Source organism: Legionella sp. JM-2024 (assembly GCF_055389095.1).
The window spans coordinates 2,145,900-2,163,051 of the sequence record NZ_AP039388.1 but is presented as its reverse complement, the minus strand read 5'-3'; the positions used below and the strand labels follow the sequence as shown (position 1 = coordinate 2,163,051).

Below are 17,152 nucleotides of genomic sequence, written 5' to 3'. Positions count from 1 at the left end.
TTTTTATTTTTCTAACTGGGGCTCAAAATGTCTTCTTTCAATATCGATGCCATTAAAAAATTATTAGAAGAAAAGAAGCAATTAGCACATATCAAGTCTTCAGAGCCCCATGATTATGCCAGTGTGAAGCAGCGTGTGCTGCAATTGGAGTTAGAGCAAGAGATAGGGTATTTATCCGAGCTTCTTGAAACCCCGGACACATTCGAAGCCCGATTTAAAGAACGATGTGCCCAAAGAGAAGAGGGTACAGTCGATGCCATTGGTTTTAAGCAAATATCGTCTACTGCAACCAATCAATTGTATTGGGAAATAGCAGAACTTGTTTTTAAACCCCGAACTATGACTGACATGCTGGCTATCCTGGTGCCGCATGTGAAAAAACAACTTCTGGTAACGCTTCCACAAGACATCACATTCTCAGGCTCATTTAAAGCAGCATTTAAAGACATAGAGCCCGTTTTGGACTTAAAAAAAGATACATTGGATTTAACAAACCAAGCTCTTTTGTCTGATTTGTCCCATTATGTGATAAGCGGGGAGATGATTTTTGATGTTCGGTCTATACAAAATCTCCCGCTACGCAGTCAGGTCAAATTATATGAATACTTAAAGAAAGACTATCCCGAGCTTTGTGATGCCTTGTATGAACATAACCATGCGCTCAGAACATTGAAAGACGATATCGCTCTTTTTAAGAATCAAGGGACAACCCCTAAGGAGGCCCTGGAGCGGTTAATCAAAGGATTGACCTTGGGCGGGGAGAGGATGACAGGCAGTGAATATGCGAGCGAAACCGCTGAAGAAGCCATTAAAATGTTTTTTTCTTTTATGAAAAGCCTGCCTTCCGAGACACAAGACCATTTAAGAAACGCTCAAGGCAATCATGGCAGTTTAGGCAGCATCATCGATAATGAGATAAATAAAGGGACTTGTGTTGAGACAGCAGCTATGCATTTACGCTCTGTCGTAGAAGCCAATCAAAACACACCACTATTCAATCAACCCGCTCATATGACTAAAGAAAGCCTGAGGCAATTGGAAAAAAAATACAAACAAATTCCCCCTCTGCAAGAGGATACGGGCTATCGCAAATTGCCTGAAGAACTCATTAAAAAAGCCATTCAAGGCATTGCGCCCAAAAACTCATCTGAATTCATCAGTCTGATTATGAATTTCCCACCCGCCTTATATGGGAAATTATTAAGCAATATCTATCTCACGGAGCCTGATAATGCGTTAGACGATATAGCCGAATTAATCAAACAAAAATGGCTGACTGCAGAGCAAGTCAATGCGCTGGCTTCTGCAATCATCAGTTATTACAAGAAACTCAACCCCAATGGTAATATTCTGCGTTGGGCGGTTCTTACCAATAATGCCTTGTATGTAATAAAAGCGTTCAAATCTATACCTGAAAAGCAGAGACTGGATGCACTTCAGGCTAAAATTAAATATGGTGATAGGGTTTTGCATATAGCAGCAGACAAACCAGAACTCCTTAAAACCATCATTGGGTTTATTCCTGAGCAATTTAGATCGGATGCAGTTCAGATTAAAAATAAATATGGTGAAACAGTATTGCATAAAGCAGCAAACCATCCGGAATCTCTCAAAGTCGTTCTTGGGCTTATTCCTGAACAAGATATATTGGATGCCGTTAAGGTTAAAAATTATAAAGGTAATACGGTGTTGCATATAGCAGCAGTCAACCCGGAATCCCTTAAAATCATTCTTGGGCTTTACCCTGAACAAGACAGATTTCATGTAGTCCAGGTGAAAAATAGTGATGGTAATACGGTGTTGCATAATACAGCAGTCAACCCGGAATCCCTTAAAACCATTCTTGAGCTTATTCCTGCAAAAGATAGATTGGATGCAATTAAGTTTAAAAACCCTTATGGTAGTACGATGCTGCATTTTGCCGCAGGCAGACCGGAATCCCTTAAAATCATTCTTGAGCTTATTCCTGAACAAGATAGATTGGATGCTGTTAAAGTGGAAAATAGTTCTGGTAATACGGTGTTGCATTATGCAGCCAGCAACCCAGAATCCCTTAAAACCATTCTTAAGCTTATTCCTGCAAAAAATATATTGGATGCAGTGAAGGTTACAGATAAATATAGTGAACCAGTATTGCATAAAGCAGCAGACAATTTGGAATCTCTTAAAACCATTCTTGAACTTATTCCTGCAAAAGATATATTGGATGCTGCAAGGATTAAGGATAAATATGGTGAAACAGTGTTGCATGATGTAGCAGACAAACCGGAATCCCTTAAAGCCATTCTTGAGCTTATTCCTGTAAAAGATAAATTGAATGTGGTTAAGGTGAAAAATAATGATGGTAATACGGTATTGCATAATGCAGCAGACAAACCGGAATCCCTTAAAGCCATTCTTGAACTTATTCCTGAACAAGATAAATTGGATGCCGTTAAGGTTAAAGCTATACTGGAAAATACGGTGTTGCATAAAGTAGCAGTCAAACCGGAATCCCTTAAAACCATTCTTGAGCATATTCCTGAGCAAGTTAGATTGGCCGCAGTTAAGGTTCAAACTATGCTGGGTTATACTATGTTGCATAATGCAGCAAACCACCCGGAATCCCTTAAAACCATTCTTGGGCTTATTCCTGAAAAAAATAGATTGGATGCTGTTAAGGTTCAAAATTATTCTGGTAATACGGTGTTACATAAGGCAGCAGATAACCCGGAGTCTCTTAAAGCCATTCTTGGTCTTATTCCTGAACAAGATAGATTGACCGCAGTTAAGGTTAAAACCATACTGGGCAATACGGTGTTGCATGATGCGGCAAGCAACCCGGAATCTCTTAAAGTCATTCATGAATTGATTCCTGCATTGGGCGGCTTGAATGCAGTTAAAAATGAAAAGCCGCGGTCTATTAATAATTATAGCTTTTTTGCAAACACAATTTTACACGAACAGGAAGACAAGGAAGAGCATAAAGATAAGACAGAATTTAAAAAGTAACTATTCAGCATGGTTCACTGAAAACCAGTGATTATGACGAGAATTTTGCAACATATAAAGATGAAATATGCAATCAAGAATTGTAATATGTAATTAAAATATGATCCTTCCCTCTTGATGAAGTGAGGAAAATGCGAAGAGACACGAAGGACAGAACAGGAGTGTACACATCAGCACATAAGGATTCGAGACGAAGCAATTTCCTGCCGCAGTAGAGTTTGGATAGAAGTCTATTGGCACTTGATCAGAATAAGAGTTACAATTCATGACATTTGCATACACTATAACTCCTAATTAATGAAAAATAACCTTCCTGTTAAATCTCGTCTGTTATACAAGCGTTTATTAAGCTACGTAAAACCTTTTTGGCCGGTTTTGCTTTTGGGGATACTGGCCAATATTCTTTATTCAGGTATTGATGCCGGCTTTACTTATATGACCAAGCTTTTTTTGGATAAAAGCTTTATTACTATTGATCTGGATTTTGTTCGGAAAATCCCGCTTATTGTTCTAATTGGTATCACTCTGCGAGGAATAGTCAGTTCTTTAGGTAGTTACTGTATGACATGGGTAGCGCGCTCAGTAGTCAAGGTATTAAGGCAAATCGTATTTTCTCATATTATTCATTTACCTGCTGATTATTACGATGAAGCCACTTCAGGCCAATTGCTTTCAAAAATTCTCTACGATGTTGAGCAAGTGGCACAGGTAAGTGCTGATGCATTAACTGATTTTATTCAAAATATCTGTTTAGTAATTGGATTACTGACCGTTATGATGGTTATTTGTTGGCAACTTTCTTTGATGTTTTTACTAACGATCCCATTTGTAGGAATAATTGTTAATTACACCAATAAACGAGTGAGGCGAATTAGTCATAAAGTACAAAAAACTATGGGTGAAGTGACAGAAATTGCCAGTGAGGCAATCGAAGGTTATCGTGTGGTTCGTATTTTTGGCGGCGAAAATTATGAAATAACAAAGTTTAATAAAGCTACAGAGTATTCGCGCAAAAATGATATGAAGGTAGCCGTTAGCAAGGCTATTAATGTTTCAGGGGTGCAATTGGTAATTGCTATTGGGATTGCGATGATTATTATGGCTGCAATTCATTTGTCCACTGTTATTATCATTAGTGCAGGCTCTTTTTTGGCCATCATTGCTGCCATGTTGCAGTTAATTAAACCTATGAAAACTTTGACTACCCTCAATGCAACAATACAAAGAGGATTAGCTGGTGCCGAAAGTGTATTTAATTTGCTGGATTTACCTTTGGAGCAAGATAAGGGAACGATATTAAAAGAAAAGGTGAAAGGCGAAATTGAATTTAAGCATGTATTCTATGCTTACAGGCAAGGTCAAACCGTTTTACATGATGTCAATTTTGTAATTGAAGCCGGCACCTCTGTAGCACTGGTTGGGCATTCGGGAAGTGGTAAAACGACTATAGCCAGTTTATTACCTCGATTTTATGAATTGAGTCAGGGCGTCATTACTTTAGATGGGGTACCTATTCAACAGCTTAGTTTAGAAAGTTTACGTGAGCAGATGTCTTTAGTCAGTCAAAATGTGACACTTTTTAATGATACCTTGGCTAACAATATAGCCTATGGTCGTTTTGAGGCGAGCCGAGAACAAATTATTACTGCAGGCAAATTGGCTTATGCGGATGAATTTATAAGCCAGTTACCTGATGGTTATGATACCAGGGTAGGGGAAAATGGCGTGTTGTTGTCTGGAGGACAAAGACAAAGAATAGCGATAGCCAGAGCAATTCTGAAAGATGCACCAATATTAATACTCGATGAAGCTACTTCAGCTCTGGATAGTGAATCCGAGCATTATATTCAAGCGGCTTTGGAACAAGTAATGAAAGGTAGAACCACTTTAATTATTGCGCATCGATTATCGACTATCAAACATGCTCACAAAATTATCGTAATGCAACACGGGCGTATGGTTGAACAAGGTAGTCATCAAGAATTACTGGGTATTGATGGACATTACGCACAGCTGTATAAAGTACAACAGTTTGGCAAGATTAATGAGGAAGTAATAGCCTGATGTCATTCTTCATAAACAGAATATGGTATGGTAAACATTTTGCAAAATGGGTACTACTTCCGTTTTCCTGGTTCTATAGTATTGTGATACGAATTAGACGATGGTATTTACAACGTTTTTGCCAACAGAATTATCCTGTACCAGTTATTGTCGTGGGAAATGTTACTGTAGGAGGTGTAGGTAAAACGCCAGTAGTGATTGAGTTAGCTAAAAAAATGCAACAGAAAGGATTAAGGGTTGGGATTGTGAGTCGTGGGTACGGAGCAAAAATAAAGCATTTTCCATATGAGATACAATTAAATGATTCTGCCGAATTAGTAGGTGACGAGCCGTTAATGATCGCAAGAAGAATTAACTGCCCCGTCGTAATCGCACCTAAGCGTACCGAAGCGGTGAGACATCTTTTAGATAAGCATTCAGTACAAATTATTATTAGCGATGATGGATTACAACATTACAGAATGGGGCGTTCTATAGAGATTGCTGTAATAGATGGGATGCGAGGATTGGGAAATGGGTATTGTTTGCCGGCTGGGCCATTAAGGGAACCCGATTCACGGCTAAATCAAGTTGACTTTGTTATAGTTAATGAAGGTGTTTGGGAGAACGCCTATTCCATGGAAATAATCCCTAAAAAAATAGTTAGGCTTACAACCAGGGAAGAAGTAAGTATCGATTCGTTTACGAATGAGGTAGCTGCGGTAGCTGGTATTGGTAATCCACAACGATTTTATTCTACTCTAAGTCAATTAGGTATAAAATTTAATCCGTATCCCTATCCTGATCATTATCAATTTAAACCTCATGATTTAAACTATGTCGAATCACAAGTTATTATGACAGAAAAGGATGCTGTAAAATGTTATTCATTTAGTTCAGATAAGTTGTATTATTTACCAGTTGAAGCAAAGTTGAATGATTCCTTTTGGGAAGCATTGTGGTCACATCAACAGTTACAAGGTTATTACTAATATGATGCCAAAACGAATTTGGTTATTACTGTTTTCCATATTTTTATTTTTAAGTGGTCCTGTTTTTGCTATGGAAGAAACAGAAGAGGATAAAACGGTTCAACCGAGTGAACCAATGGTTGGAAGTTGGGTCTTTACAGGTATGGTCACAAATGAGAGTGGTGATCGATACGGCTATTTTTTTCAGATGCAGCGACAAGGCACAGATTTTTATGCTAAAACTGCATTAATTGATGGGCAAACCAACCAGTTGATATTGTTTTATGAATCGAGTGAAAAAATCGATAACTCAACTCAATTGAACTGGCAAGTTGGTCGTTCATTTATACGCTACAACCCAATAAATGACAGTTGGATTTTTGGTGTGAAGGTTGAAAATGAAAAAGGATTTAATTTTAAAGTAGATATGTTAAAACAGGATAATAAGGATGTTGAAACACAGGTTTTAAGGGCCGGTGTAGAATTGCAGGCAGTACAAACCAGTCGATTGAATGGGCATATACAAACAGGAGTGGGTAATAAGGAGCAGTTTGTTACAGGGAATAAAGCATGGTTTGGTAAGTTATGGTTCAGTAAAGATCAAAATTCTGCGCATGATATTAGTACCATCTTTTGTAGATTAAGTAATGATAATGGATTTTATTCTGCAAATCTCAAGGAAGCTGATGCGACTGGCGCTGCAATAGCAGGTTGGCGTGATCCCACAGGAAATAATGTTAAAATGTCTCAATTTGTTTCAATTAAAACGTTGGCTGATAATCAATGTGTACTTAGTGTGGGTCTTCCCAAGTTAAAATTAAAATTAGTAAATACTCTAAAACAAGAGGATAATCTTCCTCTAACAGTGGCCGGTTTTTCGGAAGACAATCCTAGAGGATTTTGTTTTATAACCAAGCAAACTTTTAAACAAATTAAGGAATCAGCTGTACAATCCGTTATTAATGCGGGTTAGATTTTTCTGGGAGAAAGCAAGTAAATACACTTGCTAATACCAGGGCAAAAGGAATAATTAAAAGAGCTATCTGATAATCCGTTAAACTATATTGATCATGGTAATTACTGAGACTATCCAAAATGAATCCGACCAGGGGTTGCAGTAAAGGCGCTGAGAGCATTGCTAATGTATTTGTGAAACCAGTACACGTAGATAAAAATTCAGGTGGAGCTAATTCATTGGCAATAGAATAGGCAAGCATATAAGCACCGCAGCTTAGCCCAATGGAGAACATTAAAAAACCAGTGAATAAGGTATTTTGAGTTGGCACGTATAGAACTATGATAAATAACACTGCAGTTAATAGACAGGAAAAATGAATAAGCGGTTTCCGTTTGGTAAGATGTATTGAAATTTGACCTAATAGAGGACAGCTTAAACCCGCACCCAACAAGATCATTGACGTCAATATGCTGGCCGTTTTGATAGTACAATGCAATTTTAATTGCAGAAAAGGAACAGCCCACATAGCGCCAAATACAGTAATTACCGAGAATTCCAGGCAAACGAAAAGACCGTTAAACCATGCCAGTTTATTTTTTAAAATTGGAATAAGCTGTTGTTTGTATTGGTGGCGGGAAGTAGGGAGTGGACTGTTGTTTGGGATATATATCCAACATAAGCTGGCAATTAAGAATCCAACGATCCCTGATATTGTAATAAAATAACGCCAACCAAAATGATTGATAAGGGAACCCATACCAATCATTCCTAGTACGGTGGCCGTAAATCCTAACGTTTCGGATAACCCTATCATAAAAGCGTATTGTTTTAAGGGAAAATGCTGACGTAATAAATGACTTAAACCAATAAAAGCAAAGGCTGATCCAGCACCAATGATTAGGCGTCCGAGAAAGAGAATAGGGAGAGTATAGCCCAATGCAAATACAAAACAACCTATGGCACAAAGAGCAGCATTAATTGATAATAACGATCGTGCATTGTAACGATCAAAAAGAATTCCAACAGGAATCTGGAAGGTCGTATAGACATAGTAAAAGGCACTACTTAAGAGACCCGCACTCAGTGCAGAAATATTTTCTTCGTGCATAATGGCACCCACAACGATCCCTGAGGATAATTGCAGGAAAAATTGGAATAATAAAAATAATACTCCTACCAGCCAGATGAGTATTTTCGATGTTTGTATAGCCGATGAGTTATTCAAAATAGTTCATATTACATAGAAATTGATGGAATATATAGCATTGTTACGTTTGTGTAAATTTATAATCAACAGTACCTTGTAATTCCCGTTTCTTAGATTACATAATAATACTATTCTAAGTAAGGAATAGCTGAATGAAACCAGCAGACATAATTTATGGTGTGGATGAGCCTGTTCCTCTGGGTAGATGGCTTCTTTTGGGTTTGCAACAATTATTCGTTTGTACGATTTATTTAATTCTAACCAGTATCATCGTTCAGCATGCACATCTTTCAGATCAGGTAGCGCAAGGGATTATTAGTAGAACTCTGATTATCATGGGGCTGGCAACAATTCTTCAGTCCTTTAGGCGAGGTCCTATAGGTTCAGGTTATTTGGCGCCTGCTTGTGTAGCAATTATGTATTTTAGTCCCTCACTCAAAGCAATTAGTTTAGGTGGATTACCCTTATTACTTGGTATGTTATTAATTGCAGGTATTATTCAAATGCTTTTTGCATTTCTCATTAAATCAATGAGAATTTTGTTTCCTCCTGTTGTGACAGGATTACTCTATTGTGCGATGGGATTAGATGTTGGCTTGATGGCCATCAAAAAACTCATTAATGATCCTGGTAGTTTCATAGTTAACCAGAACCTGGATTTAATAATTTTTGCTATTACCTTATTTTTAATTATTGCTCTTAGCGTGTGGGGAAAGGAAATAGTAAGGTTGTTATGTACTATTTTAGGATTAATAATTGGTGGCATTTTAGCTTATTTCTTAGGGGCATTTCGCCCGGAAAGTCTTCAACAGATAGTCCATGCCAAATGGTTCAGTCTACCACTTCTTGAGAACATTGGATTTCGTTTTGACTGGATCTTGCTGCCTGAATTTATTATTGCAGGAATTGCGGCAAGCCTACGTACTATTGGGGTAATTTCAACTTGTCAGCAAATTAACAACTCCGACTGGAAAAGACCGGATTACCAGTCTATAAAAAAAGGTGTATTTACTGATGGTTTGAATGTTGTCTTAAGTGGTTTTTTTGGGGCAACAGGTGTAGGGGTATCACCAAGCGCTGTTGGGGTTTCCAAGGCAACAGGCGCTACGAGTCGTTATATTGCTTATTCGTTTGGATTGTCCTGTTTGGTGTTTGCAATGGTTCCCAAGTTTGCCAGTTTATTTATTGGTTTACCCATTTCGGTTGCAGTAGCAGGGTTGGTATTTACCAGTTGTATTCTCTTTGTTGGCGGGATAAGCATTATCACTTCGCGTGAAATCGATATGCGCAGAACATTTATCATTGGGTTAACCATTTTATTAACTATCAGCCAATTTGTTTTTACCGGATTTTTTGATGGGTTACCTGATTTTATAAAATCGGTGACAAGTTCTGGTCTGACTTTTGCTGCTGTCTTGGCAATATCACTTAATCTTTTTTTCCAAATAAAAAAACGCCAGTCCTATGCACTCGAGCTTGAGGAAGGAAGTGAAACGGCTATGATTCTCTCAAAGATGAAGGAATGGAAAATACCTGGCGATTTATTTGATGGAGTTGAAAAAACAATTACTAATTTGACCAATTTAATCATTAATCAAAAGAAAAACGATGGGAAGCTGAAATTAAAACTTAATTATAATGAAGTGGATTTATGGGTGAGTGTATCTTATCGAGGAGCTCTGCCTGAGTTTCCTAAAGTGATTCCCATCACTACAGAGCATATCATTGATGAACAAGTATTTTTTGTTGGGTTATCAGCAATTTTTAAAGAAATCTATCCAGATAAGATAAATGTTCAAACGAAAGATGGATTATGCCAATTAGACATTTGTTTTTTTGTTAATTAGACAAAAACCGGGATTTTCCCCATCAAATAGGAAATGGATGTTTGACATAGAATAATGATTAACCTGCTACAATATAGATATTATTTATTAAATATTTTATTGTAATAGTTTTTAATAATTAATTGTAACGATTATGAACTTAAGAGATCTTCATTATTTTGTTGTATTAGCCGATGTAAAGCATTTTGGAGAGGCGGCCAAGCGGTGTTTTGTTAGTCAACCAACTTTGAGTATGCAAATAAAAAAACTGGAAGAGGAATTAGGAGTTGTACTATTTGAACGAACTAACAAACAGGTTTTACTGACTTATCAGGGAACCAAATTATTAGCCCGAGCCAGAAAAATATTAATATTGACAGATGAGATGAAAGATTTGGCTCGTCAATCAGATGATCCTTATTCTGGGGAATTACGGTTGGGGGTCATACCGACTGTATCTCCTTATATGTTACCTTTCATAATGCCAGAAATTAAAAACAGGTTTCCTAATTTGAAGGTTTGGTTAATAGAAGAGCAAACTCATAGATTAATTAGTCAATTAGAGCAAGGAAACCTGGATGTTGCTGTTATGGCGCTGCCAATAGCAGGACATTTTTCCTGTAAAATTTTATATGAAGAAAAATTTTATTTTGCTTGTGCAAATACTCATCCACTGGCACAAGCTGAATCAATTAATATAAATGATTTGAATAACCAGCCTATTATGCTGTTAGAAGAAGGTCATTGTTTGAGAGATCAAGCTATGGCCGTGTGTCAATTGGCCAAAACCAATGAAATTGCAGATTTTACTGCAACCAGTTTGGAAACATTAAGATTAATGGTACAAGCTGGCGTGGGAGTTACGCTGTTGCCTGCTTTGGCTACATTAGCTGTTTCAACTGATTATTTACAATGTATTCCTTTTATCGAGCCAGCACCATCTCGAACCTTAGGTTTATTTTGGCGAGTGGGAACACCAAGACAAATTTGTTTTAACGCCGTTGCTGAATTAATAATAGAAATTATAGAGCCTAGACTGGCTGCTTCCAAATAGCCATAGTTCGGATTAGTCGCTGTTCACGCTGTATCACCAGAATGCCATATTTGGTCAATCCTAATCGTTCACGATCCTGTTAAAATATAAGGTCTTTTTAATGTTAGCCTTAACTGATTGAGTTCGTGAACAATACGTTCAAAGCTTCTCCCTCAGTTTCGGCTTGTCAGGACTCATATCTTATCTTTCATCCGCGTCCTTACGGTCGCGACCTGATGAATCCCCACGAATTTGTACAATTTTAAATGACTCTGTCATCCCTGCGAAGGCAGGGATCCATCCATCAAAATAGTTCGTAACTCAAATTAATCCACTGAGGATTGTTTGACTCAATTAAGTTAATTTTCCATTGTCTTTTCCATCTTTTTATTTGTTTTTCTCTAGTAATTGCTTCATAAACATTAGAGTGAACTTCAAAATAAACCAGTTCATGTACATGATATTTTTTAGTAAATCCATCGACTAAATTTTCCCTATGCTCATAGATACGTTGAGTCAAATTGCTGGTAAAGCCAACATATAAAGTTCCATATTTTTTGCTGGCAAGAATATAAACATAATATTGTTTTTCCATATGATGTAGAGTTTTTTGCGAAGTTGGCAGGATAGAATACCCTAATGAAACTTAGGATGTACATTGCAAAATGGATCCCTGCCTTCGCAGGGATGACAGAATCTAAGGGATAACAGAGGCATTACTAAAATTGTACAAATTCGTGGGGATTCATCGCCGCGACCGTAAGGAAACGGATATAGTTGGCAAGTAGAATTACCAGTTATGATCCACAATATATGAACTCTATTTCTAAACACAGTCTGTGAACGATTACGGTCAAATTTGAACGAAAAAATGGACTACCTCTGGCATTCCACAAAGATTCAAGATATATACCATGAACAGTTACTCGGATTATGGTTCAAAGTTACAATACAATTAAACAATTTTATGAATTTTAACTAGTATGCCTAATTGAGGGTGATCAAGGTAATAGATTGTACTTCCTTTTAAACGCTGTTTTTGAGAAACACTAAAAGAAGCCTCTTGATGGTTTGGAGGAGAACATTGCAAGTCGGCATCAAATAGATAGTAGTTACTTTGACGTACTTTAAGTGTACCTTGAACTTGCCATCCATCATGGTTGATCTTGGGAAGAGCAACCAAGCTATTACTTTTTGCAGGTTGTTTCCAAGAGTAATGTCCTAGAACTTGAAACCGTGATTTTCGGCTTAATAAATAATATTGGTCACGTAATTTTGATTGGGAGGAGGGTAGGAGGGTATAAATCATATGTTTTCTATTAGCGTCAGTTTGAAGCTGGATTGCCTCTTTGCTGACAGGAATTAGAGGAGTGGAATGATCAAGTTTTATATTTTTAACACTGTCTTGTGGCTGAGCAAAGAGTATTAAATCGATTTGATAACTTGAGCTTGCAAGTGAAAATCCCGAGCATAATATACCGATTGTTACTATCAATAATCTAATCATGATATTGTTATTATTGTTATTATGGTCTTAGCTGAAGGACAGATTTTATGTATTATACCTATCTGAGAGGAATAATACATAGTTGATAAGGAATTACTTCTCATTCAACAACTATCTTAGGAAATTTGTCTGCATAGTTTATGGGTTTTTTACTCAGTTCAATGGCTGTTCGCATGGCAGTTTTAATAAAAGTGTCTGTCAATTGATTTGACGAGTGCGCTGACGTAGGTATTCCCTCATCACAATGTTGACGAATATGGCTGTCCAGGGGTAGCTGTCCCAATAGCTGACATTGGTAAGCATCACATAATGCTTCCGCACCTCCTTTACCAAAAATTGCTTCTTGATGACCGCATTGACTACAAATGTGGGTGGACATGTTTTCTATGACTCCCAGTACATCAATTCCTGTTTTAGAAAACATGGTTATTGCTTTTTGTGCATCTAAGGTAGCGACATTTTGAGGGGTGGTAACTACTATGGCTGAAGTTAATGGGATTTTTTGTACTAACGTGAGCTGAATATCACCAGTTCCAGGGGGTAAGTCAATAAATAAATAATCTAATTCATTCCAAAGAGTGATATCCAACATTTGGATTAAGGATTTGGCAAGCATAGGACCTCTCCAAATCAAAGCCTGGTTAGTATCTGTTAGATAACCAATAGACATGGCTTGCATACCATGAGCCTCAACAGGTATATAGCAGTTGTTTTTCACTTGCACGGGTTTTGTTTCACCTAGCATTAATGGTACGCTGGGTCCATAAATATCGGCATCTAAAATGCCGACCCGAGCACCAAGTTTTGCTAAAGCAGCTGCAAGATTTACTGTGACAGTAGATTTGCCCACTCCTCCTTTGCCTGAAGCTACTGCAATGGTATTTTTTACTCCTCGCAGGGCTTTTCCTGTCAATTGGGTTTTGTGGGCTTTAATGAACTGCTTGATAGATATACTAATTCGGGAATCAGGGAATTCATTTTGAAGTGTTTCCAGAATTATTGGCTTATAACTGGTTTCCAGCAGGGAAATAGGGTAACCAGCAGTCAGGTTAATCTGAAGGGAGTTGTCGATAGCTGTTATTTGGTACTTTAGGTTCATCTCTTTGCCATTTAGGCCAAGCAAGGGATCTTTTAATGAATCAATTAACTTAATTACAGTATCTTCAATAGTCATTTTCTTAACCTGGTCTCAAAATTAATTGGTAATGATAACTGGAGTACAGCAAAGATCAACCCATTAAATTTCAGGCTCATATTGCCAATCTATCCAATGATTATTAGAGAGATAATAGAGTCCACACCGAATAGGACAAGTTGTATGATCAGACATATAGTATCCATATTCATTTAATTGTCGTTGGTGTTGTTGCAAGGCAGTGATGTCTTCCTTCCCTGTTTTAAAATCAATGATCCATTGAGTGTTATTCTCCACAAAAGTACGATCTATGATGCGGGTAACCAATTTATTCTGATGTTCAACTAGAAGCTCATATTCATTCTGTTCACTGTCATGTCTTGCTAGAATCCATAGCCCTATATCGTGTTGATATATTTGAGAAATTTGGTTTTTTATGATGGATAGAGCCTTTTGTTGCATTTCCTGATTTAATCCCAATTTTTTGAGTTCACCCAGAGCAAGGTTCCAGGGTACCTGATCAATTGTTTGAGGGTGATTGTCACAGATCCATTGTAATAACTGATGCGATACGATACCTATCAAGCGCGGTATGCCAGATGATATTTCTGGGCTTGCACTATCTTGAGATTGAACTGGGTTAATAGTGATCTGTTGATAGTACTCTAATGGGAGTTTGGTTAATTTCGGTAGAGGAAATTCAAGTTCCACATTTTGGACTTCATCAGGTTCTTCAACAAACTCCTGGTATTTTAATAAACTTCTAAAAGATGATTTATAGGATTTTGCTGAATGATCAAGCAAATAAATTCTTGATTTTGCACGTGTAGCAGCAACATAAAGTAATCTTTGTGCTTCATATCCGGATTTTTCTTCATCTAACTGATCTAGGTAATCATATAAAGGACAACTATCTTGTTGTGCACCTTTTATGGGGGATACCAGTAGTAGGTTTCCATGATGTTGGGTTGGTAGATTGAGCCATCGCAACATAGGTGACTCACTGCGATTTGCTTGTGAGCCTAAGCCAGGAAGAATAACAGTATCAAATTCTAATCCTTTAGACTTGTGTATGGTCATTATTTGTAAACGAGAAGGAATGGCTTGTTGTGCATATAGTTTGTTAAATTCGTTTAAAAATTCTTTCATGTCAGGAATTCGGCCTTCCTTTTCATATTGATCTAATAACACCCAAAATTGCTCCAGATCATTTAATTGAGTTTTATCAAGAACTTTTTCCACATGCAAATTTTTTAGTGTTTTTGAGATCCAATCGGATAGACGACCACGAGAACGAAATAATAAAGCCTGGTTCATGACTTGAATAAAAAACATGGCTCGTATTCGGCCTTCTTCACTGATGCCTGAAATTTTATCCAAGTTGAGTAAATTATGATAAATTGATTTTTTTGAATTGTACTGTGCTATGTAATTGATGTCTGATAACCTTAGTCCAACATACGGGCTGTGAAGTACTGATAGCCATGAAAGTCGATTTCCAGGAAAAAGCAATGCATGGGTGAGTGACCAAACATCACGGAGATGTACTAAATTGGCTAATAAATCGATATCTGTACCTTGATAAGGAATATTATTTTGGCGAAGTAGGCTAATTATTTCGGGTAGTTTTGTTCTTGTTCGCACTAATATTGCTATGGTTTGCTCAGGGTTGTTTTTCAATTCATTTTGAATTATTTGAATTAAGTGTTTTGCCTCTTGCTCACGGTTTTTTAATTGTAAAGCTTGAATGGTACTGGATTCATTAGACCTTTTTCCAAACCCTACTGAGGAGGAGAATTGCTTCGTCGATGCGGTGCTCGAATCCTCATGTACTGGCGTGTACACTCCGGTTCTCCGCTTCTCGTCTCCTTGCACTTCGCTCTCCTCAGCGAGTTTGGAAAGAGGTCTATTACTCTTGATTACATTCACAGAAGGATGAAAGGATACTGCTCCTGATTCAATATCAAATTGTTGGGGAAATATTTTGTTGAAATGATAATTGACCCAATTGACTACAGTTTCGGTAGAGCGGAAATTACAGCTTAACTCCAGTGATTTGAGTTGAACAGGTCCTATACCATGTTCTTTCGCACGAAAAAATAATCCAACCTCTGCTTGCCTGAAACGGTAGATGGATTGCATCGGATCGCCTACAAGAAATAAAGTTTTCCCGTCTCCAGGCTCCCATCCTTGAACCAAATGGGTAAGCAACTCAAACTGAGTAATAGAGGTATCTTGAAACTCGTCCACTAATAAATGATGAATTGTATGATCCAGATATAATGCCAGATCGGTTGGATTGTCTGAATCACCCAAGGCTGCTAGTGCTTGTTGAGATATGGCTGTGAAATCGACTTCATTATGCTCACTAAATGAAACTTGTAAATGCCCAACCAGTAAAGGAAGTAATAAAAAAAGAGCTTGTAAAACCTCCCATTGTTCCTCATCGTATTCAGGGGTGGGTAACTTGTTTACTTGAAGCAGCGCATCCAGGAAATCAGGGTAGTCATTTAATTTAGCTAGCAATTCAGAACTGGAAGTTTTTATCCTATTAAATTCTTCTGGTATACAATCTTTTTTACTTAAACCGACATGATGATCAAAAGATTTACGAAATTGGTTATCACTGTTTAATAACAATTTACATAAAGCATTGGTAATTTGTTGGTTGCATTGATGGAACTGATACCATTCTCTTAATACATATCTTGGAGAGTCTGGCTTGTTCTCTATTACCGCCATCACTCGCGACAAATCCGTTAATTCCTGAGCTAAATCAGTTGGCAAGCTGTTCCTTAGACGAGACAATTCATGTTGCTCAATAAGACGTAGTGCTTTTTCAAAAGTTGATTTTTCTTGCTCACGCGCCAAAAATAAAGGGGATAACCATTGATCCCTTTGCTTTAAAAGGGTATTGAATAATTGAATTAATCGCTCTTGTTTATTATCAACATGAATCAATAAGGTTTTAATTGCTTGTTGATATTCTGGTGTAGCTATAGCAAAGTGAATACAGCTACGGGCAGCATTATTGTAATGGTAATCTGGTGTATTGGAAATTTCCGGATAGGCAATTTGCTTTTCCAGGAGGGGGATTGCCTGATTAATGCTTTGGCATAATGAATCAATTGTTATGATTTTTAAGCGATTAGGTTGTTGAAGCAAATCCCAGTGATATTGCTCATTGCGTAGTAAAGCTTGTTTTGCAAAATCCAAAGTGGTTTGTTGATGAGCGTTAACTGCCTCTTGATTTGAGGCTGCCAGTTGCAACGCATGAACAATTCGTTCTCGCATTTCGCTTGCGGCTTTGCGAGTAAACGTTAGTGCGATAATCTGTTCAGGAAACAGGACAGAACCTAATAAGCGCAAAAAGCGTTGGGTCAGAATCTCTGTTTTTCCTGACCCGGCAGGAGCCTGGACAATAAACGACATACAAGGATCGGTTGCTTGGCTTCTTTGTTCGCTATCGATTAGCATCATG

11 protein-coding genes are annotated in these 17,152 nt (G+C 37.5%); 6 read left to right on the top strand and 5 right to left on the bottom strand.

Annotation, left to right across the window (positions count from 1 at the left end; all coding sequences use genetic code 11):
• The first annotated feature begins 27 nt into the window (after positions 1-27).
• The 4 genes from ACZ5EK_RS09530 to ACZ5EK_RS09515 all read left to right on the top strand — a co-directional run bounded on the left by ACZ5EK_RS09530 (position 28) and on the right by ACZ5EK_RS09515 (position 6,978).
• Complete coding sequence (locus tag ACZ5EK_RS09530; protein WP_464429281.1) at positions 28-2,991, top strand: hypothetical protein; 2,964 nt, start codon at positions 28-30, stop codon at positions 2,989-2,991.
• Between the two features lie 297 nt (positions 2,992-3,288).
• Positions 3,289-5,055 (top strand): lipid A export permease/ATP-binding protein MsbA, encoded by a 1,767-nt coding sequence (gene msbA, locus ACZ5EK_RS09525; RefSeq protein ID WP_464429280.1) that lies wholly within the window; start codon positions 3,289-3,291, stop codon positions 5,053-5,055.
• The gene (gene lpxK / locus ACZ5EK_RS09520) at positions 5,055-6,026 is read left to right on the top strand and encodes a tetraacyldisaccharide 4'-kinase (protein WP_464429279.1); all 972 of its coding nucleotides are present in this window, start codon (positions 5,055-5,057) and stop codon (positions 6,024-6,026) included. Before msbA ends, lpxK begins: the two co-directional genes overlap by 1 nt.
• A 1-nt stretch (position 6,027) precedes the next feature.
• Complete coding sequence (locus ACZ5EK_RS09515) at positions 6,028-6,978, top strand: hypothetical protein (protein ID WP_464429278.1); 951 nt, start codon at positions 6,028-6,030, stop codon at positions 6,976-6,978.
• On the opposite strand, the gene ACZ5EK_RS09510 is transcribed toward ACZ5EK_RS09515, so the two are convergent.
• Positions 6,965-8,188, bottom strand: coding sequence for an MFS transporter (locus ACZ5EK_RS09510; protein ID WP_464429277.1), 1,224 nt, complete (start codon positions 8,186-8,188; stop codon positions 6,965-6,967). The two genes, ACZ5EK_RS09515 and ACZ5EK_RS09510, sit on opposite strands and share 14 nt — an antisense overlap.
• A 134-nt stretch (positions 8,189-8,322) precedes the next feature.
• Between ACZ5EK_RS09510 and ACZ5EK_RS09505 the strand changes: the two genes are divergently transcribed.
• Entirely contained in the window at positions 8,323-10,017 is a 1,695-nt protein-coding gene (locus ACZ5EK_RS09505; RefSeq protein ID WP_464429276.1) for a solute carrier family 23 protein, read from the top strand.
• Positions 10,018-10,150: 133 nt separating this feature from the next.
• Positions 10,151-11,050: a LysR substrate-binding domain-containing protein gene (locus ACZ5EK_RS09500; protein ID WP_464429275.1), complete on the top strand. Its 900-nt coding sequence runs from the start codon at positions 10,151-10,153 to the stop codon at positions 11,048-11,050.
• Positions 11,051-11,333: 283 nt separating this feature from the next.
• Here ACZ5EK_RS09500 and ACZ5EK_RS09495 read toward each other — a convergent pair whose 3' ends face one another.
• From ACZ5EK_RS09495 to ACZ5EK_RS09480, 4 genes are all read right to left on the bottom strand, one after another.
• Positions 11,334-11,624: a GIY-YIG nuclease family protein gene (locus ACZ5EK_RS09495; RefSeq protein WP_464429274.1), complete on the bottom strand. Its 291-nt coding sequence runs from the start codon at positions 11,622-11,624 to the stop codon at positions 11,334-11,336.
• Between the two features lie 360 nt (positions 11,625-11,984).
• A complete protein-coding gene (locus ACZ5EK_RS09490; protein ID WP_464429273.1) occupies positions 11,985-12,536 on the bottom strand; it encodes a CsiV family protein in 552 nt (183 codons plus the stop codon).
• Between the two features lie 100 nt (positions 12,537-12,636).
• Positions 12,637-13,710, bottom strand: a complete 1,074-nt coding sequence (gene apbC, locus ACZ5EK_RS09485) for an iron-sulfur cluster carrier protein ApbC (protein WP_464429272.1) — start codon at positions 13,708-13,710, stop codon at positions 12,637-12,639.
• A 63-nt stretch (positions 13,711-13,773) separates the two neighbouring features.
• Positions 13,774-17,151, bottom strand: coding sequence for a UvrD-helicase domain-containing protein (locus tag ACZ5EK_RS09480; RefSeq protein ID WP_464429271.1), 3,378 nt, complete (start codon positions 17,149-17,151; stop codon positions 13,774-13,776).
• Position 17,152: the final 1 nt, after the last annotated feature.

Bases quoted from the DNA above. Each gene is read 5' to 3' on its own strand.
- ACZ5EK_RS09530 (WP_464429281.1), top strand. From the start codon at position 28: ATGTCTTCTTTCAATATCGATGCCATTAAAAAATTATTAGAAGAAAAG.
- msbA (WP_464429280.1), top strand. From the start codon at position 3,289: ATGAAAAATAACCTTCCTGTTAAATCTCGTCTGTTATACAAGCGTTTA.
- lpxK (WP_464429279.1), top strand. From the start codon at position 5,055: ATGTCATTCTTCATAAACAGAATATGGTATGGTAAACATTTTGCAAAA.
- ACZ5EK_RS09515 (WP_464429278.1), top strand. From the start codon at position 6,028: ATGATGCCAAAACGAATTTGGTTATTACTGTTTTCCATATTTTTATTT.
- ACZ5EK_RS09505 (WP_464429276.1), top strand. From the start codon at position 8,323: ATGAAACCAGCAGACATAATTTATGGTGTGGATGAGCCTGTTCCTCTG.
- ACZ5EK_RS09500 (WP_464429275.1), top strand. From the start codon at position 10,151: ATGAACTTAAGAGATCTTCATTATTTTGTTGTATTAGCCGATGTAAAG.
- ACZ5EK_RS09495 (WP_464429274.1), bottom strand. From the start codon at position 11,624: ATGGAAAAACAATATTATGTTTATATTCTTGCCAGCAAAAAATATGGA.
- ACZ5EK_RS09490 (WP_464429273.1), bottom strand. From the start codon at position 12,536: ATGATTAGATTATTGATAGTAACAATCGGTATATTATGCTCGGGATTT.
- apbC (WP_464429272.1), bottom strand. From the start codon at position 13,710: ATGACTATTGAAGATACTGTAATTAAGTTAATTGATTCATTAAAAGAT.
- ACZ5EK_RS09480 (WP_464429271.1), bottom strand. From the start codon at position 17,151: ATGATGCTAATCGATAGCGAACAAAGAAGCCAAGCAACCGATCCTTGT.